Source organism: Leisingera sp. NJS201, from assembly GCF_004535885.1.
In the GTDB taxonomy this organism is placed as follows: Bacteria; Pseudomonadota; Alphaproteobacteria; order Rhodobacterales; family Rhodobacteraceae; genus Leisingera.
The window spans coordinates 1878163-1899291 of record NZ_CP038234.1; the positions used below are offsets into that span (position 1 = coordinate 1878163).

The 21129-nt window shown below is 60.4% G+C and carries 15 protein-coding genes, 1 tRNA gene and 2 pseudogenes; 9 read left to right on the top strand and 9 right to left on the bottom strand.

What is annotated here, in order from left to right:
- Positions 1–712: 712 nt before the first annotated feature.
- The 3 genes and pseudogenes from ETW23_RS09285 to ETW23_RS09295 all read right to left on the bottom strand — a co-directional run bounded on the left by ETW23_RS09285 (position 713) and on the right by ETW23_RS09295 (position 4218).
- Positions 713–786, bottom strand: a tRNA-Gly gene (locus ETW23_RS09285).
- A gap of 72 nt (positions 787–858) precedes the next feature.
- Positions 859–2906: pseudogene (locus tag ETW23_RS09290) on the bottom strand (ASKHA domain-containing protein).
- 145 nt (positions 2907–3051) lie between these two features.
- On the bottom strand, positions 3052–4218 hold the full coding sequence (locus ETW23_RS09295) for a CaiB/BaiF CoA-transferase family protein (protein WP_134829830.1): 1167 nt from the start codon (positions 4216–4218) through the stop codon (positions 3052–3054).
- A 187-nt stretch (positions 4219–4405) separates the two neighbouring features.
- Here ETW23_RS09295 and guaB point away from each other — a divergent pair, with 187 nt between their 5' ends.
- The 3 genes from guaB (at position 4406) to ETW23_RS09310 (ending at position 9473) form a co-directional block, all read left to right on the top strand.
- Complete coding sequence (guaB, locus tag ETW23_RS09300) at positions 4406–5854, top strand: IMP dehydrogenase (protein ID WP_129370822.1); 1449 nt, start codon at positions 4406–4408, stop codon at positions 5852–5854.
- A 36-nt stretch (positions 5855–5890) separates the two neighbouring features.
- Entirely contained in the window at positions 5891–7066 is a 1176-nt protein-coding gene (locus tag ETW23_RS09305) for an RsmB/NOP family class I SAM-dependent RNA methyltransferase (protein WP_134829831.1), read from the top strand.
- Between the two features lie 205 nt (positions 7067–7271).
- Positions 7272–9473, top strand: coding sequence for an ATP-binding protein (locus tag ETW23_RS09310; RefSeq protein WP_254695182.1), 2202 nt, complete (start codon positions 7272–7274; stop codon positions 9471–9473).
- A gap of 52 nt (positions 9474–9525) precedes the next feature.
- On the opposite strand, the gene ETW23_RS09315 is transcribed toward ETW23_RS09310, so the two are convergent.
- Positions 9526–10125 (bottom strand): gamma-glutamyl kinase, encoded by a 600-nt coding sequence (locus ETW23_RS09315; RefSeq protein ID WP_134829832.1) that lies wholly within the window; start codon positions 10123–10125, stop codon positions 9526–9528.
- A 193-nt stretch (positions 10126–10318) separates the two neighbouring features.
- On the opposite strand from ETW23_RS09315, the pseudogene recA reads away from it, so the two are divergent.
- The 4 genes and pseudogenes from recA (at position 10319) to ETW23_RS09335 (ending at position 15039) form a co-directional block, all read left to right on the top strand.
- Positions 10319–11385: pseudogene (gene recA, locus ETW23_RS09320) on the top strand (recombinase RecA).
- Positions 11386–11540: 155 nt separating this feature from the next.
- The gene (gene alaS, locus ETW23_RS09325) at positions 11541–14192 is read left to right on the top strand and encodes an alanine--tRNA ligase (protein ID WP_134829833.1); all 2652 of its coding nucleotides are present in this window, start codon (positions 11541–11543) and stop codon (positions 14190–14192) included.
- 77 nt (positions 14193–14269) lie between these two features.
- A complete protein-coding gene (locus ETW23_RS09330) occupies positions 14270–14557 on the top strand; it encodes a DUF1330 domain-containing protein (RefSeq protein WP_027258893.1) in 288 nt (95 codons plus the stop codon).
- The gene (locus tag ETW23_RS09335) at positions 14557–15039 is read left to right on the top strand and encodes an MOSC domain-containing protein (RefSeq protein WP_134829834.1); all 483 of its coding nucleotides are present in this window, start codon (positions 14557–14559) and stop codon (positions 15037–15039) included. Before ETW23_RS09330 ends, ETW23_RS09335 begins: the two co-directional genes overlap by 1 nt.
- A gap of 39 nt (positions 15040–15078) precedes the next feature.
- On the opposite strand, the gene typA is transcribed toward ETW23_RS09335, so the two are convergent.
- Both typA and ETW23_RS09345 read right to left on the bottom strand, forming a co-directional pair.
- Positions 15079–16899 carry a translational GTPase TypA gene (gene typA / locus ETW23_RS09340; protein ID WP_129370829.1) on the bottom strand — a complete coding sequence of 607 codons (1821 nt, stop codon included), beginning with the start codon at positions 16897–16899 and terminating at the stop codon, positions 15079–15081.
- 94 nt (positions 16900–16993) lie between these two features.
- Positions 16994–17329: a multidrug efflux SMR transporter gene (locus ETW23_RS09345; protein ID WP_129370830.1), complete on the bottom strand. Its 336-nt coding sequence runs from the start codon at positions 17327–17329 to the stop codon at positions 16994–16996.
- A 253-nt stretch (positions 17330–17582) separates the two neighbouring features.
- On the opposite strand from ETW23_RS09345, the gene ETW23_RS09350 reads away from it, so the two are divergent.
- Entirely contained in the window at positions 17583–18365 is a 783-nt protein-coding gene (locus tag ETW23_RS09350; RefSeq protein WP_134829835.1) for a class II glutamine amidotransferase, read from the top strand.
- 33 nt (positions 18366–18398) lie between these two features.
- Here the strand turns inward: ETW23_RS09350 and ETW23_RS09355 are convergent, their stop codons facing one another.
- From ETW23_RS09355 to ETW23_RS09365, 3 genes are read right to left on the bottom strand one after another with little or no spacing between them, the layout of a single operon-like run.
- Positions 18399–19568, bottom strand: a complete 1170-nt coding sequence (locus ETW23_RS09355) for an HD domain-containing protein (protein ID WP_129370832.1) — start codon at positions 19566–19568, stop codon at positions 18399–18401.
- Positions 19565–19807: a hypothetical protein gene (locus ETW23_RS09360; protein WP_129370833.1), complete on the bottom strand. Its 243-nt coding sequence runs from the start codon at positions 19805–19807 to the stop codon at positions 19565–19567. Before ETW23_RS09360 ends, ETW23_RS09355 begins: the two co-directional genes overlap by 4 nt.
- On the bottom strand, positions 19807–20460 hold the full coding sequence (locus ETW23_RS09365; protein ID WP_134829836.1) for an alpha/beta hydrolase: 654 nt from the start codon (positions 20458–20460) through the stop codon (positions 19807–19809). The genes ETW23_RS09360 and ETW23_RS09365 overlap by 1 nt, the downstream gene beginning before the upstream one ends.
- A 186-nt stretch (positions 20461–20646) precedes the next feature.
- Here ETW23_RS09365 and ETW23_RS09370 point away from each other — a divergent pair, with 186 nt between their 5' ends.
- Positions 20647–21105, top strand: a complete 459-nt coding sequence (locus ETW23_RS09370; protein ID WP_129370835.1) for an Rrf2 family transcriptional regulator — start codon at positions 20647–20649, stop codon at positions 21103–21105.
- Positions 21106–21129: the final 24 nt, after the last annotated feature.

Here is a 21129-nt window from a genome sequence, read left to right on the forward strand (position 1 = left end):
AACAACACCCAACGCGGGAGATACCGTTAAAAATGTAGTGTCTTGCAGTTGTTTTTGTCAACAATAGCGGGAACAATTCATTATTGTTCGTAAAATTGCTGAACGTTTGCAAATGATCCGGTTTCTTTGACGGTTGAGTTTCCAAAGCATGCTATGCCGGTTATCTGCGGGAGTGTTCAACGCTTCGCCGCCGCACGCAGAATGGCAGTGAAAGCATCCCTTTCGCGGAATTCTGGTGGCAAAGTGAGGCCGGATTGAAGTGAAGCCGGTTTGAAGATGCGGCCCGCCAAGCTGATTAAACATTCACTCGTTACCTGCGGGCCGCTGCCCCTGTTGGTTAAGGGACCATTTAAGGGTAGGGCGAGGAGCTCGTCTTTTACGGGGAATTTTCGTCTGCGAAGGTCAAGACTGGCGGGGCGCTCGCTGCAAACCTATGATTTGCCTGCCCTTAGGGGTGCTGACGCATGCAGCTTATAACCGGACTGCACGCAGCCGCTTCTGGTGGAATGCTGGCAATCCTGTGTTTCTGGATGGGCGCAAGGGGCGGCGCCTCAGTGCAGTAGACAAATACTCTGGGAGTACTTCCGGGTCTCACGCTCCAGAAGCTGGCTTTGTGGCCCCGATTTTGCCTTTTAATGCAGTTTCGTCAATCGGAACTGCAGGGGCAGCTTCCACTATCACATTGAAAGCAAGGAAAAAGTGTTGGGAGATTTGGAGCGGGTAGCGGGAATCGAACCCGCGCCTTAAGCTTGGGAAGCTCGCATGATACCATTTCACCATACCCGCTCGTTGAGCAAAGGACTATGCCGCGACGCCAGTGAGGTCAAGGGCATCGCAGCGTATTTTCATGCGGAAAAGTCAGCCGCGCCGGCGGCGGCGGCGGCCTCCGCCAGCGCCTTCGCTGTCTCCGCCGCCGGTGTTGAAGTTCACTTGCGGCAGGGTCACCACGGTGCCAAGGATCGGGAACGGTTCAGCTGAGTTTGGAATGGCTGATGCGTTCACGAAATGCTCCTGGAAGCGCGGCTCCACGGCGGTTTCGATCTTCTCGATGTTGCGGACGGTTTCCTCGATCTCGCTGCGTGCTTCAGTGTTCAACAGGGCAATGCGGGCCCCGGTGCCTGCGGCGTTGCCAGCCGAGGTTACCTTGTCCAGCACACAGTCGGGGATCATCCCCAACACCATCGCGTGCTTGGCTGAAATATGCGCGCCGAATGCACCGGCCAGAACCACCCGGTCTACCGTTTCAACGCCGAATTTGTCCATCAGCAGGCGCGCACCGGAATAAAGCGCCGCCTTGGCCATCTGGATCGCGCGGATATCCGGGTTGGTGACGGTAATGGTCGGACCGCCGTCGGCAGAGCCGTCCCACAGCATATAAGCGTTGGTGCGCCCGTCCTGGATGCAGCGGGCCGTGCCGGCCTGTTCTGCCGAACCAATCAGGCCGGAGGCATCCAGCACCCCGGCCAGGCGCATCTCGGCTATCGCCTCGATTATGCCGGAGCCGCAGATCCCGGTGATGCCAGTGGTGGCAATGGCTTCGCCAAAACCGTCCTCATCCGACCAGATTTCCGAGCCGATCACCCGGAAGCGGGGTTCCTTGGTCTCGGGGTTGATCTCGACGCGTTCGATGGCGCCGGGGGCAGCGCGCTGACCGCTGGAGATCTGCGCGCCCTCGAATGCGGGGCCGGTGGGGAGGAACAGGCCAGCACCTTTTCCTTGTTGCCCAGCAGGATCTCGGCGTTGGTGCCGACATCGACGACCAGAACCAGATCTTCAGACTTATCAGGTGCTTCGGACAGTGCCACCGCGGCAGCGTCAGCGCCGACGTGGCCGGCGATGCAGGGCAGCAGATAGACGCGGGCGGCGGGGTGGATGTTCAGATCCAATTCCACTGCGCGCAGCGCCAAGGAATTGGAGGTTGCAAGCGCAAACGGGGCCTGGCCCAGCTCAAACGGGTCGATGCCAAGGAACAGATGGTGCATTACCGGGTTGCAGACAAAGACCGCATCCACGATCAGCGCCTTGTCAATCTCCGCCTCAGCCGCGATTTGGGTGAACAGCGCGTTCATGCCCTCACGCACCGCGCGGGTCATTTCCTGATCGCCGCCCTTGTTCATCATCGAATAGGACACCCGGCTCATCAGGTCTTCGCCAAAGCGGATCTGCGGGTTCATGATGCCGGAGGAGGCGACGACCTCGCCGGTCTTCAGGTCGCACAGATGCGCGGCAATGGTGGTAGAGCCGAGATCAACCGCGAGGCCGTAAACAGTGCCTTCGTAGAAGCCTGGCCAGATATGCATGATCTTGGGCGGGTGGCTTGCGTCGCCCAGATGCACGGCCACGGTCACCTTCCAGCCGCCCTTGCGCAGGGCAGGCTGCAGGACATGCAGGATATGCAGATCGGTCTTGACGCCCTTCAGCTGCCACTGGGCCTCCAGCGCCTCGATCAGCCGTTCCATGTCACCGGTCGGTTTATGCATGTCGGGCTCTTCGACCTCGACATAGAACAGGCGGGTGGAAGGGTTCATGGTGATGTCGCGGGCCTCGGCGCGCTTGCGCACCACCTGGCGGTGGACCTGGCTTTCCGGCGGCACGTCGATCACGATATCGCCCTGCACGGTGGCCTGGCAGCCCAAACGGCGGCCGTCGATCAGGCCGCGCTTGTCCTTGTAGCGCTGTTCAACCTTGTTCCATTCGCTCAGCGCGCCTTCTTCGGCGGTCACGCCATGTTTGGAAAACTCACCATAGGACGGGGTGATCTGGCATTTCGAGCAGATCCCGCGGCCGCCGCAGACCGAGTCGAGGTCGACCCCAAGCTGCCGCGCGGCGGTAAGGATCGGCGTGCCCGCGGGGAAACGCCCGCGCTTGCCGGATGGGGTAAACACAACGAGGGGTTCGTCAGTCATGCCTGTAGCCTTCTCATTCCGCAATTTAGGCGGAGCATATGGGCTTTTGCGGCAGGCGAAAGGCAAGGGGCGGCATTTTCCCGTCTGCTGGCGCCATTTTTCCATATTTGGTGACTTTGGGATGCGGTTTTTATCAGGCCGGCTGTCAGGGGGCGGCTTGTGCCTCAACCTCTTTCAGCCACGCCAGAATCTCTGCCCGGTTGCCATCCAGCTGCGGAGCAGGGGCGCGGGTTGCCGGATCTGCCAGACCGCTCATTTTTATCGGATTGCCAGCCGACAATTTTGCGGATTGGCCGTTTTTCCCCAGAACTTCGACAACCATATTACGGGCCAGGATCTGCGGGTCCTTCATGACCTGATCCACCGTCTGGATCGGCCCTGTCGGAATGCCCGCCCCGGTCAGAACCCCGATCCAGTGGTCTTTGCTGTTCCCTAAGGTTATCGCTTCGATCAAGCGTTTCAGAAGGCGTGCATTTTCGCAGCGCGCCGGATTGGTGGCAAAACGCGGGTCTTCTGCAAGCGGCAAATCCAGCGCATCACAGAGCCGGGCAAACAGCGTGTCGTTGCCGGCAGCAATCACAAACAGCCCGTCTGACGCGTGGAACGTCTCAAACGGGGTGATTGACGGATGCCGGGCGCCGGAGGGCTGCGGGGCTTGTCCGGTGACCGATGTGATAGCGATGGCGTGCTCCAGCAGCGCCAGCTGACTGTCCAGCATGGCGACGTCGATGAACCGGCCCTGACCGGTTTTCTGCACGTCCAGAAGGGCTGCCAGGACGCCGTGCCCCAGAAACATGCCGGCAACGATATCGCCGATCGAGGCGCCGACGCGCACCGGGTCGCGGTCCTTTTCACCGGTGATCGACATCACTCCGCCGCGGGCCTGGACCACCATGTCATAGGCCGGCCTCAAAGCATCGGGGCCGGAGTGGCCAAAGCCCGACACGGCACCATAGATCAGCCGCGGGTATCTGGCGTGCAGATCTTCCCAGCCATAGCCCAGCCGCTGCATCACGCCGGGGCGGTAGTTCTCCAGCAGCACGTCGGCCTGCGCCAGCAGCCGCTCAAAAACCGCGCGGTCCTCGGGCGCCTTCAGATCCAGTGCAATGCTTTTCTTGCCGTGGTTGATGGTGGCGAAATAGGCGCTTTCTCCCTCCTTGAACGGCGGGAAGGTGCGGGTGTCGTCGCCTGTTCCGGGGCGTTCCACCTTGATGATTTCAGCGCCAAGATCCGACAGGATCATTGAACAGTAAGGACCGGCCAGAACATGGGTGAGGTCCAGCACGGTGACGTTTTCCAATGGGGCGGGCATGGCAATATCCTGCATCATCCTTGCAGGTTTTCTGATACGCCAAGCAGGCCTGCGCGCTTTGACCCAGATCAGAGCCGCCTGAAAGAGATTGCTGCACTGCAGGAATTCTTGCCCGCTGCCTCTTTCCCCCCGGTGGGTTCTGTGCCATAGGGTCACCGCCAAACGGGGTTATGCATGAGGATGACCAATGCAGATTCGTGAGGCTCTCACCTTTGATGATGTTCTACTGGTGCCAGGCGCGTCGAGCGTACTGCCCAATACCGCTGATACGCGCACCCGGGTGACGCAGTCGGTATCGCTGAACATCCCGCTTTTAAGCTCGGCCATGGATACAGTGACCGAGTCCCGCATGGCGATTGCCATGGCCCAGGCCGGCGGCATGGGGGTGATCCACAAGAACCTGAACGTGGAAGAGCAGGCCCGCGAAGTGCGCCGGGTCAAACGCTTTATCTCGGGCATCGTTTACAACCCCATTACGCTGACCGCAGACCAGACCCTGGCTGATGCCAAGGCGCTGCAGGAACGCTACCGGGTGACTGGATTCCCGGTGGTGGATGGCGCGGGCCGCGTAGTTGGTATCGTTACCAACCGCGACATGCGCTTTGCCTCGGATGACAGCACACCGGTGTCGGTGATGATGACCTCTGACAATCTGGCGATGCTGCAGGAGCCGGCCGATCTGGAAGAAGCCAAATCGCTGATGAAGGCGCGCCGGATCGAAAAACTGCTGGTCTCCGACAAGGATGGCCGGCTGACGGGGCTGTTGACCCTCAAAGACACCGAACAGGCTGTGCTGCACCCGACCGCTTGCATGGATGAGCTGGGCCGCCTGCGGGTTGCCGCCGCCAGCTCGGTCGGCGACAGCGGCTTTGCCCGCTCCGAGGCGCTGATCGACGCAGGTGTTGATATCGTCGTTGTGGATACGGCGCATGGCCATTCGGCGGGCGTGATCGACGCGGTAAAGCGGATCAAGGCACAGTATGGCGCGGTGCAGGTGATTGCCGGCAACGTTGCCACGGCTGAAGCCACCCGTGCGCTGATTGATGCGGGCGCTGATGCGGTCAAGGTCGGCATCGGCCCGGGTTCGATCTGCACCACCCGCATGGTGGCCGGTGTCGGCGTGCCGCAGCTGACTGCGATCATGGATTGCGCAAATGCGGCCGGTGATATCCCGGTGATCGCCGACGGGGGCATCAAATTCTCGGGCGATTTTGCCAAGGCGATTGCGGCGGGTGCCTCCTGCGCCATGGTTGGATCGATGATCGCGGGCACGGATGAATCCCCGGGCGAGGTGATCCTGTATCAGGGCCGCTCGTTCAAATCTTACCGCGGCATGGGCTCGATGGGGGCGATGGCGCGCGGCTCGGCGGACCGGTATTTCCAGAAGGACGCCGCCAGCGACAAGCTGGTGCCGGAAGGCATCGAAGGCCAGGTCCCCTACAAAGGCGGCGCCGGGCCGGTGGTTCACCAACTGGTCGGCGGTCTGCGTGCAGCAATGGGCTATACCGGTTGTGCGACCGTGGATGAGATGCGCAAGAACTGCAATTTTGTCCGCATTACCGGCGCCGGGTTGAAGGAAAGCCATGTGCATGACGTGCAGATCACCCGCGAAGCACCGAACTACCGGGCAGGATAAGCTGATGATGGCCGCGTGCAATCAAAAGGCAGGGGCATGACCCCCGCCGCCCGCCTGCAGGCGGCCATTGAGGTTCTTGACCGGATTCTGGAGGGCGAGGCTGCGGAAAAGGCGCTGACCTCCTGGGGACGCCGGAGCCGGTTTGCCGGATCAAAAGACCGCGCCGCGGTGCGTGACCATGTGTTTACAGCGGTGCGGTGCCAGCGGTCGCACGCAGTCCTTGGCGGCGCGCACAGCGGCCGGGGGCTGGTTTTGGGCGCCTTGCGGGAAGCGGGGCAGGACCCGGACGAGTTCTTTAGCGGACAGGGGTATGGGCCTGCACCTTTGACCGAGGCGGAACGTCAGCTGCCGTCTCCGCCGGAAGCGGCAGAGGCACTGGATATTCCCGATTGGCTGTGGCCTGAGTTCAGCAGCAGTCTTGGGGATCAGGCTGAGGCCGCAGCGCTGGCTCTGCGCAGCCGTGCGCCGGTGCATTTGCGGGTGAACATTGCCCGCGCCACGCTTGTGCAAGCGCAAGAGGCGCTGAGCGCCGACGGCATCGCCACCCGGCCGCATCCAGCCGCCGCCACAGCGCTGGAAGTGACCGAAGGCGCCCGCAAGCTGCGCAACACCAAAGTGTACCAGGACGGTCTTGTTGAATTGCAGGACGCAGCGAGCCAGGCTGTCACCGCGCTGTTACCATTGCAAGACGGCATGAAAGTGCTGGATTACTGCGCCGGCGGCGGCGGCAAGGCATTGGCAATGGCCGCGCAGGCGAACCTCCGGCTGTTTGTCCATGATGCCGATCCCAAGCGCATGAAAGACCTGCCCGAACGCGCGGCCCGGGCGGGTGTGCAGGTGCAGCAGCTGTTGACTGCGGAGCTTGACAGCAGCGGGCCGTTTGACCTGGTGCTGTGCGATGCCCCCTGTTCCGGCTCCGGGTCCTGGCGGCGGGCACCGGAAGGCAAATGGCGGCTGACGCCTGAAAACCTGCAGGACCTGCATCAGGCCCAAGCAGATATCTTGCACACAGCGGCACAGCTGACGGCGCCTGGCGGGACCCTGGCCTATGCCACCTGCTCGGTGCTGGATGGCGAAAACTCTGAGCAAGTTCAAAGGTTTTTGCAAGAGAACGAGGGCTGGTCGCTGGCGGCGCAGCAAAGCTGGCACGTGCAAAACGGCACCGATGGTTTCTTTGTTGCTGTGTTGACGCGCGCAAAGGGCGGTTGTTAGGGTCGCCGCCGGGAAACCTTTGTGTTTCTTAACGTGGTTTTAACCAAAACCGCCGCGTTATGGCGTCACTTTGCATTGTCCATGGAGCCGTAATGTCCGGTCGCCAAGAAACTTCCGTTCCGGAACTGCGGGTTTATGCCCCGAGCACGTCCGGCTGGCCGCGACACTGCTGCTGGCCCTGCTGCTGCTGTCAGGCCCCTGGCTGATGCCGCTGCCCGATTGGATGGGCCGCGGTTTTGTCATGGTGGGGCTGACACTTGCGGCTGTGGCGGTGCTGATGGTTATTCAAACCCGGATGCGTCTGAATGCGCGGTCGATGGCGGCGGAGCTGCTGACCGGCTTTATCGAGAAAGATGCCACGCCAAGTTTTGTCACGGACGGCGATGGAGTGATCCATGCCTGCAACGGGGCCGCTGTAAAACGGTTCCAGGACGGCAGCCGCGACACATTGGCAGGAACTTTGCGGTCGATCCTGGCCAACCCGTCGGCGGTCTTGTACCGGCTGCAAAGCCGCGCCCGCGTTGATGGTGCCGCCCGCGAGGATATCGTGACCCGGCGCGGCCATGTGCGGCTGGCGGTTCACCAGATGAACGGCGGCAGCTTTCTGTGGCGGGTGGAAGATATCCTTGACCGCGGCGGCAACGGGCGCGGTGCGGAAACGATGCCGGTTCCGATGATCACGGTTGGCCGCACTGGCGCTGTTTTGTTCATGAACGAGGCGGCCCGCAGCCTGATCGGCGAGCGTGTGAAATCCACCGACCGTTTGTTCCCTGCGCTGCCGGTCATGCCCGGGCAGATCAATACGCTCAGCACCAAATCCGGCCCGGTCCAGGTGCTGGTCAGCGAGAAAAACCGCACCCAGGGCCGCAGCGAACTGTTTCTGATGGAAGTGGATGAAGGCAGTTTCGACTCTGCCCAAGCCGGGTTGGAAGCGCTGCCTGTGCCGTTCCTTAAGGTTGCTCCTACAGGTGAAATTCTGACCAGCAACCGCATGGCCCTGCGTCTTTTGGGGATTGAAAGCTGTGCCAATCTGAAACTTGGCCAGCTGATGGAAGGGCTAGGCCGCCCGATGTCGGACTGGCTGCGCGATACCGCCGACGGGCTGGCGCCGAACAAGTCTGAATTCCTGCGCCTGTCGCGTGCTGACAAGGAAGTCTTTGTTCAGGTGACTCTCACCCGGGTGGTGGAAGAGGGCACTCCGATGCTGATCGCAGTGCTGAATGACGCGACCGAGCTGAAGACGCTGGAAGCGCAATTTGTGCAAAGCCAGAAGATGCAGGCAATCGGGCAGCTGGCGGGCGGTGTTGCGCATGACTTTAACAACCTGCTGACCGCGATTTCCGGCCACTGCGATTTGCTGTTGCTGCGCCACGATCAGGGCGACCAGGACTATGGCGATTTGATCCAGATCCACGAGAACGCCAACCGGGCCGCCTCGCTTGTCAGCCAGCTGCTGGCGTTTTCGCGCAAACAGACCCTGCAGCCGGAAACCCTGGATGTGCGGGACACGCTGTCGGACCTGACCCATCTGCTGAACCGGCTGGTGGGTGAAAAGGTCACCCTGACCCTCAGCCACGATCCGGTGATGAAGTCGATCCGGGCTGATAAGCGGCAGCTGGAACAGGTGCTGATGAACCTGGTGGTGAACGCGCGTGATGCGATGCCGCAGGGCGGTGAGATCCGGGTCGAGACGGAAGTGATCGCGCTGGATAAGCCGCTGGAGCGGAACCGCGCCACAGTTCCGGCCGGCGATTGGGTCACCGTGAAAGTGTCCGATGAAGGTGTAGGGATTGCTCCGGACAAGCTGCAAAAGGTGTTTGAACCCTTCTACACCACCAAACGCACGGGCGAGGGAACCGGTTTGGGCCTGTCCACGGCCTATGGCATTATTAAGCAGACCGGCGGCTACATCTTCGTCGACTCGGTCAAGGGGCACGGCACCCAGTTCACCCTGTTCTTTCCGGTCAACAAACAGCAGGCCGACCAGCTTGCCGCTGAAAAACCGGCCGAGATCACGGAGAAGACTGTTGCCGCCCAGCACGGCGAGGGCGTGGTGCTGCTGGTCGAGGATGAGGCTCCGGTGCGGGCCTTTGCGTCCCGGGCTCTCAGGATGCGGGGCTATACGGTGCTGGAAGCCGAATCCGCCGAGGACGCATTGCGCACGCTGGAAGATCCCGGCCTGACGGTGGATGTGTTTGTCACCGATGTGGTGATGCCCGGCATGGATGGGCCCAGCTGGGTGCGCCAGGCGCTGAAAGAGCGCCCTGATACCCGGGTGGTGTTTGTCTCAGGTTATGCCGAAGGGGCCTTTGGCGAGGCTGACCCGGATGTTCCGAATTCGGTTTTCCTGCCCAAGCCGTTTTCGCTCAACCAGTTGACCGAAACGGTTCATGCGCAACTGCATTAAGGTTGAGAAATCCAGATCTGTAAAAGCCGCCGCTTCCGGCGGCTTTTTATGGTCAACGGGCTGGAATAGAATCGTACAGTTCAAATTCCGCAGCACGCTTTCGCCGGACATGGTTCTGGGCTTCCGGGCTTAGTGTCAGACTTGCCTGAGGGCTGACATTTTTGCGCTCCAACCCGATTTCCACGTCCAGGCGCAACTCCAGGAACTGCTTCAACGTGTTCTGATCCTCATAGCGGAACAGATGGCTGACCTTGCAGCCATTTGGCTGTGGCTCCAGGAATTTCGCTTGACTGCCAACATTGGCAAAGGCGGGTGGTTTGCCTTTGCAATAGGCGTGCAGAAAGTCGTCAAAGCTGACATCCTTGGTCGAATTCGGGTTGCCATCCAGCGCCGGCCGCTGCCGGTACCTGTACCAGCTGCCCAGCCAGCTGACCGGCTCCCGCATCACTGCGGCGACCTCAAGTTCGGCTCCGCAGACCTTCTCAAACATCGGCCGGATCCAGCGGTTGTAGCGGTACAGCGGCGCGTGTTTCAGCTCCGGCGGGTCGGAGATCACCAGATCCGCCCGGTTGCGCAACGCCGCCTGAAAGGCGGTGGTGCCGGTTTTGGGAACGGAGAGGAGCGCCAGCCGTTCTTTGAAAAATATCATCATTCCGTTAACTGCCCGGTAAAATTTCTTGCTGCGGATTAACCATCAATCTTTCTTTAACACCCAGAGTTTGATGTGGGTACACAGAGTTTTCTGTTGCAATGTTCTCTTTTTGATCTCATAAGGAACAAGAGGTGAACAAAGCAGTGATTGCCGCACGCCCCGGTGTGTGACACATAGAAAGGGACAAGGGACTATGGCGGATCTTTTGACCATGAAAAATAAAGTAAGCGGTGACAAGCAAAAGGCGCTCGACAGCGCGCTTGCCCAGATTGAGCGGCAGTTCGGCAAGGGCTCCATCATGAAGCTTGGCGATGGCACGGCCTTGCAGGAGATCGAGGCCAGCTCGACCGGATCGCTGGGCCTGGACATCGCGCTGGGGATCGGCGGCCTGCCGATGGGGCGGATCATCGAAATCTACGGTCCGGAAAGCTCGGGCAAGACAACGCTGACGCTGCATTGCATTGCAGAACAGCAGAAAAAGGGCGGTGTCTGCGCCTTTGTCGACGCGGAACACGCGCTGGATCCGCAATATGCGGCCAAGCTGGGCGTCGACCTGGACGAGCTGCTGATTTCGCAACCCGATACCGGCGAACAGGCGCTGGAAATCACCGATACGCTGGTGCGCTCCGGTGCGGTGAACATGGTCGTCGTCGACTCGGTGGCGGCGCTGACCCCCAAATCCGAGCTTGAGGGCGATATGGGCGACAGCAGTGTCGGCGTACAGGCCCGGCTGATGAGCCAGGCAATGCGCAAGCTGACCGGTTCGATCAGCCGGTCCAAATGCATGGTGATCTTCATCAACCAGATCCGCATGAAGATCGGCGTGATGTTCGGCTCGCCGGAGACCACCACCGGCGGCAACGCGTTGAAGTTCTACTCCTCCGTCCGCCTGGACATCCGCCGCATCGGTGCGATCAAGGACCGGGACGAGGTGGTCGGCAATTCGACCCGCGTCAAAGTGGTAAAGAACAAGGTGGCGCCGCCGTTCAAGCAGGTGGAATTCGACATCATGTATGGCGAAGGCATCTCGAAGATGGGGAATTGCTGGACCTTGGTGTGGCGGCGGGTGTTGTCAACAAATCCGGCGCCTGGTTCTCCTACGGGGATGAGCGGATCGGGCAGGGGCGTGAAAACGCCAAAACCTTCCTGCGGGACAATGCGGCGATTGCCATTGATATCGAAGACAAGATCCGCGCCTCGCACGGGCTGGAGTTCGACCGTCCGGATGTGAGCGGCACAGACGATATCCTTGAGGCCTAAGCGCCCGGTAATCTGATCAAATATTTGAAATGCGAGGGCGTGGCGCAAGCTGCGCCCTTTTTCATGGGAGACGCCGCTTCGCGCTGTAGACAGTGCGCCGGCTGGGGGGTAAACCTGCCCGGACCGCTTATTTAAGCCCGCAAGAGATCCTGCATATGCCGACGCTCAACGATATCCGCTCAACCTTTCTGAATTACTTTGCCAAACAGGGGCACGAAGTGGTGGATTCCAGCCCGCTGGTGCCGCGCAACGACCCGACCCTGATGTTCACCAACTCAGGCATGGTGCAGTTCAAGAACTGTTTTACCGGGGTTGAGACCCGCGACTACAAACGCGCAACCTCCTCGCAGAAATGCGTGCGCGCCGGCGGCAAGCACAATGACCTCGACAATGTGGGTTACACCGCGCGCCACCACACGTTTTTCGAGATGCTCGGCAATTTCTCCTTTGGCGACTATTTCAAGCATGAGGCGATCCCCTTTGCCTGGGAGCTGATCACCAAGGAACTCGACGTTCCCAAAGACCGGCTTTACACCACCGTCTATCACACCGACGATGAAGCCTTTGAAATCTGGAAGAAAATCGGAGTGCCCGAGGACCGGATCATCCGGATCGCAACCTCGGACAACTTTTGGCAGATGGGCGATACCGGCCCTTGCGGTCCTTGCACCGAAATCTTTTATGACCACGGCGATCATATCTGGGGCGGCCCTCCGGGTTCGCCTGAGGAAGACGGCGACCGGTTCATTGAGATCTGGAACCTCGTTTTCATGCAGAACGAGAAATTCGCAGACGGCTCGATGGTCGATCTGGAGATGCAGTCGATCGACACCGGCATGGGGCTGGAGCGGATTGCGGCGCTGCTGCAGGGCACCCATGACAACTATGAAACCGATCTGTTCAAATCGCTGATTGAAGCTTCGGCAAATGTTACGAATTCCGATCCGTTCGGCGATCAGAACGTGCACCACCGGGTGATCGCGGACCACCTGCGCTCGTGTTCTTTCCTGATCGCTGAGGGCGTGCTGCCCTCGAACGAGGGTCGCGGCTATGTGCTGCGCCGGATCATGCGCCGCGCGATGCGCCATGCGTCGCTGCTGGGCGCCACCGATCCGGTGATGCACAAACTGGTGCCGGCACTGGTGCAGAAGATGGGTGCGGCCTATCCGGAACTTGGCCAGGGCCAGGCGCTGATCGAAGAGACCTTTGAGCAGGAAGAAACCCGGTTCCTCAGGACGCTGGACCGAGGCTTGAAGCTGCTGGATGAGGCCTCGGGCGATTTGGGCAAGGGCGATGTCCTGCCCGGTGAAACTGCGTTCAAACTGTACGACACATTCGGTTTCCCGCTTGACCTGACGCAGGACGCGCTGCGCGCCAAGGAGATCGAGGTCGATACCGATGGTTTCGATGCGGCGATGCAGGCGCAAAAGGAGAAATCCCGCGCTGGCGGCATCGGTCTGGGCGAAGCGGCGGATGTGAAGGTTTACTTCGATATTCTTGACGCAAATGGGCCGACCGAATTCCTGGGCTATGAGACAGAAAAGGCCGAAGGCCAGGTTGCCGCTATCGTCAAGGACGGTGCGCAGGTTCAATCGGCGGGCAAGGGGGAAACTGTTCAGATCATCCTGAACCAGACGCCGTTCTACGGCGAAAGCGGCGGCCAGGTTGGCGACAGCGGCGTTCTGACCGTCGAAGGCGGCGCGGCCCGTATCACCGACACCAAAAAGGTGGAGGGGTTGTTCCTGCACATTGCCGAAGTGATCGAAGGCGAAGTTTCTGTCGGCCTGGGTGCCGCTATGGAGGTTGATCACGCGCGCCGCAGCCGGATCCGGGCCAATCACTCGGCCACGCATCTGCTGCATGAGGCGCTGCGCAACGCACTGGGGGAGCATGTGGCCCAAAAAGGTTCGCTGAATGCTGCGGACCGTCTGCGGTTTGATTTCAGCCACAACAAGGCGATGAGCGCAGCTGAGCTGACGAAGGTCGGCACAGAAGTAAATGATTTCATTCGCCAAAACACCCCTGTTTCGACCCGGATCATGACGCCGGATGATGCGCGGGACTTGGGCGCGCAGGCGCTGTTCGGCGAGAAATACGGCGATGAAGTCCGTGTGGTATCCATGGGCCGGGCCGAAACCGGCAAGGGCCATGATGGCGACACCTATTCCATCGAATTGTGCGGCGGCACCCATGTGAAGCAGACCGGTGACATTGGCACCTTTGTGATCCTTGGCGACAGCGCATCCTCGGCTGGCGTGCGCCGGATCGAGGCGCTGACGGGTGCCGCGGCGTTTGAGCATCTGGAGCGTGAAGCGGGCCGGATGGCCGAGATTGCAACTGCGCTGAAGGCGCAGCCTGCGGATGTTATGGACCGTCTGAAAGCGATGATGGACGAACGTAAAGTGCTGCAGAACGAGATTTCGAATCTCAAGCAGCAGGTTGCGATGGGTGGTGGTTCCGGCAACGGCGCCGATGCCAAGGACGTCAACGGCAAGAAGTTCCTGGCCCAGGCCCTGAAAGGGGTGTCCGGCAAGGATCTCCGCGGCCTGATTGATGCACATAAGCAGAACATCGGCTCTGGTGTGATCCTGCTGATCGCCGAGGAAGATGGCAAGGTTGCTGTGGCCGCTGGTGTGACCGACGATCTGACTGGCGAAATCTCAGCTGTGGACGTGCTGAAGGCGGCTGTTCCGGCTGTGGGCGGCAAAGGCGGAGGCGGCCGTCCGGATATGGCCCAGGGTGGCGGCAAGGATTTCTCCGGCGCCGACGAGGCGATCAAGGCAGCCGAGGCTGTGCTGGCTGGCTGACCATTTGGTCAAAAAATACTTGGTCTTTCCGGCAAATTGCCTAATCTGCCGGAAAGATCATAACTTGGGAGGCTCCGATGCCCGCACTTTGGATTGCACATGTGACCGTCACCGACGCTGATGCCTATGGCAAATATGCCGAATTGGCGGGGCCTGCCATCGCCAAGCACGGCGGCACGTTTGTCGCCCGCGGCGGGCGTTTCGTGCAGCTGGAGGGTAAGGAGCGCCCGCGCAATGTGGTGGCCAAATTCCCAAGTGTCGATGCCGCAGTCGATTGCTATCACAGCCCGGAATACCAGGAAGCGCTGAGCCATGCGCGCGGCGCGTCCGAGCGCGAACTGATGGTGGTGGAAACCTCCGAATAATGATCACCGCTTTTGCGGAGATGCTGAAACGCCACGCCGGCCAGGGCCGGGTGGCGTGGATCGGCCTGCGCCCTGCGCGGCGGGAAGAAATTCTGACAGTGGAAACTGCGGATGTAACTGCAGCGGGCCTTTGCGGCGATCACGCCAAAGAGGGCAAACGCGCCGTTACATTAATCCAGGCCGAGCATCTGCCGGTGATTGCGGCCCTTGCCGGGCTGGATAGGTTACAGCCGGAAGTGCTGCGCCGGAACTTTGTCATTTCCGGGATCAATCTGGCGGCTTTACGCAAAGCCAAACTGCAAATCGGCAGCGCTGTTTTGCAGGTTACAGGCCCCTGTCCGCCCTGTTCGCGGATGGAAGAGGTGCTGGGCCATGGCGGTTACAACGCGATGCGCGGGCATGGCGGCTGGTATGCCGAAGTGGTGGAGCCGGGCAGGGTGGCTTTGGGCGCCAGTGTCACGGCGTTGACTTCAGCAGAATAGAAAACGGCGGCAGAGATTTCTGCCGCCGTTTCTTGTTTATCAGGCGTTGGCCTTGGCCATCCGCTTACGCTCATGCGGGTCCAGGTAGCGCTTGCGCAGGCGCACGGAATTCGGCGTCACCTCGACCAGTTCGTCGTCGTTGATATAGGCAATCGACTCTTCCAGCGACAGTGTCACCGGGGTGGTCAGACGCACTGCGTCATCGGTGCCCGATGCACGCACGTTGGTCAGTTTCTTGCCCTTCAGCGGGTTCACTTCGAGGTCGTTCTCGCGGGAATGCTCGCCGATGATCATGCCGGTGTAGACGTCGGCCTGAGCGCCGATCATCATTTTACCGCGGTCTTCCAGGTTCCACAGGGCAAACGCAACAGATGTTCCGTTCTCCATCGAGATCAGAACACCGGCGCGGCGGCCAGGGATCGCGCCCTTGTGCGCGGTCCAGCCGTGGAACACACGGTTCAGAACGCCGGTGCCGCGGGTATCGGTGAGGAATTCGCCGTGATAGCCGATCAGCCCGCGCGAGGGCACATGCGCGATAATGCGGGTCTTGCCTGCGCCTGCCGGTTTCATCTCGACCAGCTCGCCTTTGCGGGTGCCGGTCAGCTTTTCAATCACCGCGCCGGAGTATTCGTCATCTACGTCGATGGTGGCTTCTTCGACCGGCTCCATGCGGACGCCGTCGACGTCCTTCATGATCACCTGCGGGCGGGAAATCGACAGCTCGAACCCTTCGCGGCGCATGTTTTCGATCAGGACGCCCATCTGCAGTTCGCCGCGGCCCGAAACCTCAAACGCCTCGCCGCCGGGAGTGTCGGCGATTTTGATTGCGACGTTGGACTCGGCCTCTTTCATCAGGCGGTCGCGGATAACGCGCGACTGGACTTTCTTGCCGTCACGGCCAGCCAGCGGGCTGTCGTTGATGCCAAAGGTCACGGTGATGGTCGGCGGGTCAATCGGCTGAGCATCCAGCGGGTCATCCACGGCGAGGGCGCAGATGGTGTCGGCCACGGTCGCCTTGGCCATACCGGCGATGGAGACGATGTCGCCAGCCTGTGCTTCCTCAATGTCCTGCTGGGCCAGGCCGCGGAACGCCTGGATACGGGTCACGCGGAACTGCTCGATCTTTTGGCCGATGCGGGTAAGGGCCTGCACGGTGGCGCCGACCTTCAGTTTGCCGGATTCGACGCGGCCGGTCAGCAGGCGGCCCACAAAGGGGTCGCTGCCCAGGGTGGTGGCCAGCATCCGGAAATCTTCGTCCTGACGTTTGATCTGTTTCGGCTCGGGCACGTGGTTCACGATCAGGTTGAACAGCGCATGCAGATCCTTGCGCGGGCCGTCCAGTTCCGCATCGGCCCAGCCGGATCGGCCGGACGCATACATATGCGGGAAGTCCAGCTGGTCTTCGGTGGCTTCGAGCGAAGCAAAAAGGTCAAAGCATTCGTCAAGCGCACGGTCGGGTTCGGCGTCCGGCTTGTCGACCTTGTTCAGCACCACGATCGGACGCAGGCCCAGGGCCAGGGCCTTGGATGTCACGAATTTGGTCTGCGGCATCGGGCCTTCGGCGGCGTCCACCAGCAGCACCACACCGTCGACCATCGACAGGATCCGCTCAACCTCGCCGCCGAAATCGGCGTGGCCGGGGGTGTCGACGATGTTGATACGGGTGCCGTTCCACTCGACCGAGGTGGGCTTGGCAAAAATGGTAATGCCGCGCTCGCGCTCCAGATCGTTGCTGTCCATGGCGCGTTCCGCCACAGCCTGATTTTCGCGGAAGGCGCCGGATTGTTTCAGCAGCTCGTCGACCAGGGTGGTTTTGCCGTGGTCAACGTGAGCAATGATCGCAATGTTGCGCAAGTCCATGACGTTCGCCTTTGTAAGGAAGTTGGGCCGCGCATAGCCCGAACCCCGCACAAAGGCCAGAGGAAATCCGTCCAAAGAAGCCGCAAATGCGGATCTAATGGGCCGAAGACTTGGAAAACAGGTGAATGATGATGATGCCGGACATGATCAGCACCATGCCGATAACAGCTGGCAGATCCAGCTTCTGCCCAAAAACAATGAAGGCAATAACAGCTATCAGCAGGATGCCAAGACCCGACCAGATCGCATAGACAATACCCACCGGCATGAATTTGAGCGTCAGCCCCATCATGTAAAAGGAAAACGCATAAGCGACCAGAACGATCAGCGACGGTCCAAGTTTGCTGAACTGCTGACTGGCCTGCAGGGCCGTTGTGCCAATGGTTTCTGCAGCAACCGCAATAATGAGGTAGATATAGTGAACCGGCATCTCTGCCTCCGTGTGCGCGTTTTGCCCGCCTGTGGCGGAGCAGTGTTCCTTTCTCCGGTACCGTATTCAATGCAGTGCAGGAAGTCCCAATGCGTCACTGTTTGCCTTGTTTTCGGCCGCCGCGGCAATGAACAGATGACTGTGCGCAGATACGCTGTACTAAAAAGCCAAGCTAAATTAGATGAATGTTCCAAGTTTAGCGTCAGGAATAGAATAGAAGTCCTGATCAGATCTTCAACACAAGGAGCAACATATGTGCCGCTGGGCTGCCTACACCGGTGCCAAAGTCTTTTTGGAAGACATCATTTCAATACCTGCGCATTCGCTGATAGCGCAAAGCCAAAAGGCGGTCGAATGTAAGACTGCGACCAACGGCGACGGGTTCGGCATTGCATGGTACGGGCAGCGGACCGAGCCGGGGCTCTACCGCGATGTTTCCCCCGCCTGGTCGGACTGTAACTTGCGAGCGTTGGTGAGTCAGGTTCAATCCGGTCTTTTCCTGGCGCATGTTCGGGCCTCAACCGGATCCGCTACCAGCCGTAACAATTGCCATCCTTTCGCAGCCGGGAGATGGAGTTTCATGCACAACGGCCAGGTCGGCGGGTTTGAGAATTTCCGCCGCCATGCAGACATGTGCATCCCTGATGAGCTGTATCAACACCGCAAAGGGGCTACTGACAGCGAAGTGCTGTTTCTTCTGGCCCTGCGCGAAGGCCTGGACATTGATCCGAAAGCGGCGCTGGAACGGGCGGCGGGCCGCATGGAGGCTTTGTCGCGGGCTCGGGGCCGAACACCGCATATGCGGCTGTCCGTAGCCATGTCGGATGGAGAGACGCTTTATGCGGCGCGCTACTCCTCTGACAGTATCGCACCTTCGGTCTACTACCGCTGGAGCCACAGACTGAAGGGATGGGCGGTTGTATCGGAACCGCTTGAGGACACAGGTGAAGCATGGAGTGAACTGCAACCGGGGGAGTTTTTGACGCTGACCTCCCAAGGCGCGGAAACGCAGCCGTTTCAGCCGTTTCTGGAGTGAAGCGCAGCCCCGAACCGGAGTTGCGGCCAGTGTTTACAAACGTCCGGCCGCGCGGAACCAAGGTTCAATCTTTGCCCGGACATAGGTCCAGACGTCCGGTGTGCCGCGGCTGACCTTGCCGCCGACGCGGGTGTCCAGCTGCGGCAGGCTCACGTCATAGTCGACCCAGCTGCCGCCGCCGTTCAGCAGGTTGAGCAGCACTGGCTGGACCCGGTCGATGGATTTGGCGAAAACAGCGTCAGCACTCTCTGCCGCCTCGAACTCTTCCCAGATCGCCCGCATCGGCAGGCCTTGATCGGCAGGCAGCAGGCCAAACAGGCGGTCTGCGGCTGCTTCTTCCTTTGCCGCAAGCGCGGCAAGGGCTGCGGGATCAGTCACGCCGTGGATCGGCGCATCACCGGCGTCGATCTCCACGAGATCATGCAGCAGCAGCATTTGCAGCACCCGGTCCACATCTAGCGGGCCGGCGCTGTGTTCTGCCAGAATCCAAGCATAAAGCATGATGTGCCAGCTGTGCTCGGCTGAGTTTTCGTGGCGTGACCCATCGCCCAGTTTGGACGCGCGGGTGATCAGCTTCAGTTTATCCGCCTCATTCAGGAAGGGCAGGCGGGCTGTCAGGCGGCTGCAGTCAAAGCTGGTATCTTCGTTCAGGAGAGCCAATGCGTGGTGATAGGCTTCGGGGAAATCCTGCTCCAGCGCGGCTGCGCGCCCGCCATTCAGATTTTGCCGGACCACATCGACATGCCAATCCAAAGGATTGGTGCCGTAAAGCGTTTGGAAAATCGGCTGGCAATGGTCCACCCGTTTAGCAAAACGCGCATCGGGGCTTTCCGCGGCCTCGAATTCCTGCCACAGGCCTAACAAGTCAGTGCCCTGATCTGCGGGAAGAAGGCCGAACAGGCGCTTGGCGGCGGCGTCTTCTGCCTGTGCTACAGCGTCCCAATCGACCTTATCCGTGATCGGATGATCGCCGGCGTCGATTTCGACCAGATCATGCAGCAGCAGCATCCGGACAGCGCGGAGAATATCCACCTCTGGCGCAGCAAACGGTGCCAGCACCAGCGCATAAAGCGCCAGATGCCAGCTGTGTTCCGCCGAGTTTTCGCGCCGGCTGCAATCAATGATCAGGTTTTGGCGGTCAATGCGGCGAAGCTTGTCCGCTTCCAGCAAGAAGGCGAACTGCGCGTCCAGCCGGTCGCTCATGCTTCGCCCTTTGCGTCAAGCTGCGCCTGAATTGCGCTGACTTTCTGATTGAGAAACTCCCGCGCCTTGCGTTCGGCCAGACGCACGCGCATTTCGGTCAGAAACGCTTCTTCGAGCGATTGGGAGGCGGCGCCAAGCACTTGGCCCACCTCCACATACAGCCGGTCTTCGCCGCTGGCCTCCTGCACCTTGATCGTATCGAGCGCCAGTTTTTGGGCCAGCGTTTCGATCGTGCCCATCAGCGGCTGTTCTCGGTCAGGCGGCGCTTCACGTAATCGGACACATCGCCGATCATCGTGTCCATATGCGGCTCCTGGAAGAAGTGATCCGCACCCTCGATCTCGTTATGAGTGATGGTGATCCCCTTCTGCTCATGCAGTTTGCCAACCAGATTGGCGGTATCTGCAGGCGGCGCCACACGGTCGGATGTGCCGTTGATGATCAGACCGGAAGACGGGCAGGGCGCCAGGAAGGAAAAGTCATACATGTTGGCCGGCGGCGCAACTGAGATGAAGCCGGTAATCTCCGGGCGGCGCATCAACAGCTGCATGCCGATCCAGGCGCCGAAGGAAAATCCCGCAACCCAGCAATGCTTGGAATTGGTGTTCATCGACTGCAGGTAATCCAGCGCCGACGCCGCATCCGACAGCTCGCCCACACCTTGGTCGTATTCGCCCTGGCTGCGGCCGACGCCGCGGAAATTGAACCGCAGAACCGTAAAGCCCATGTTGTAGAACGCGTAGTGGAGGTTATAGACCACCTTGTTGTTCATGGTTCCGCCGAACTGCGGATGCGGGTGCAGCACGATGGCGATCGGGGCGTCTTTTTCTTTTTGCGGGTGATAGCGGCCTTCGAGGCGGCCTTCGGGTCCAGGAAAGATGACCTCGGGCATGGGTGGTTCAAATCCTACTCTCGTTCTCGCGACTGCCGGCAGAAAACTTGACGGGTTCCGTCGGGCATCTTAGAACAGTTCTAATCAAGGGCGCTGGCCTCGCCATACACCGTCAGGCTGAGATACGCACAGACGCGGGGAAGGTCAATGTTTTCGCACTCGCGCCCTGGTTTTGAGGGATAAAATATGAAGCTTTCAACCAAAGGGCGCTATGCAATGGTTGCGCTGGCAGATATCGCGCTGCAGCCGCAGGGCAAATTGGTGCCGCTGGGGGACATCTCCAAGCGGCAGGATATCTCGCTGCCGTATCTGGAGCAGTTGTTTGTCAAGCTGCGCCGTGCGGGTCTGGTCGAGTCGGTGCGCGGACCTGGCGGCGGCTACCGCCTGGCGATGGTGCCATCAGAGATCCGGGTGGTCGATGTGCTGTCTGCCGTGGATGAAACGGTTGATGCGATGCACAAAGGGGCGGGCGCCTCGGGCGCGCTGTCCGGCAGCCGGGCGCAGTCGCTGACCAACCGTTTGTGGGAGGGTTTGAGTGCGCATGTTTATGTGTTTCTGCATCAAACCCGTCTGTCGGATGTGATCAAGAATGATCTGGCGCCATGCCCGGCGGTGCCCAGCCTGTTTGCTGTCGTGGATGAATGAGGTGCAAAGAATTCACCTTCTTTG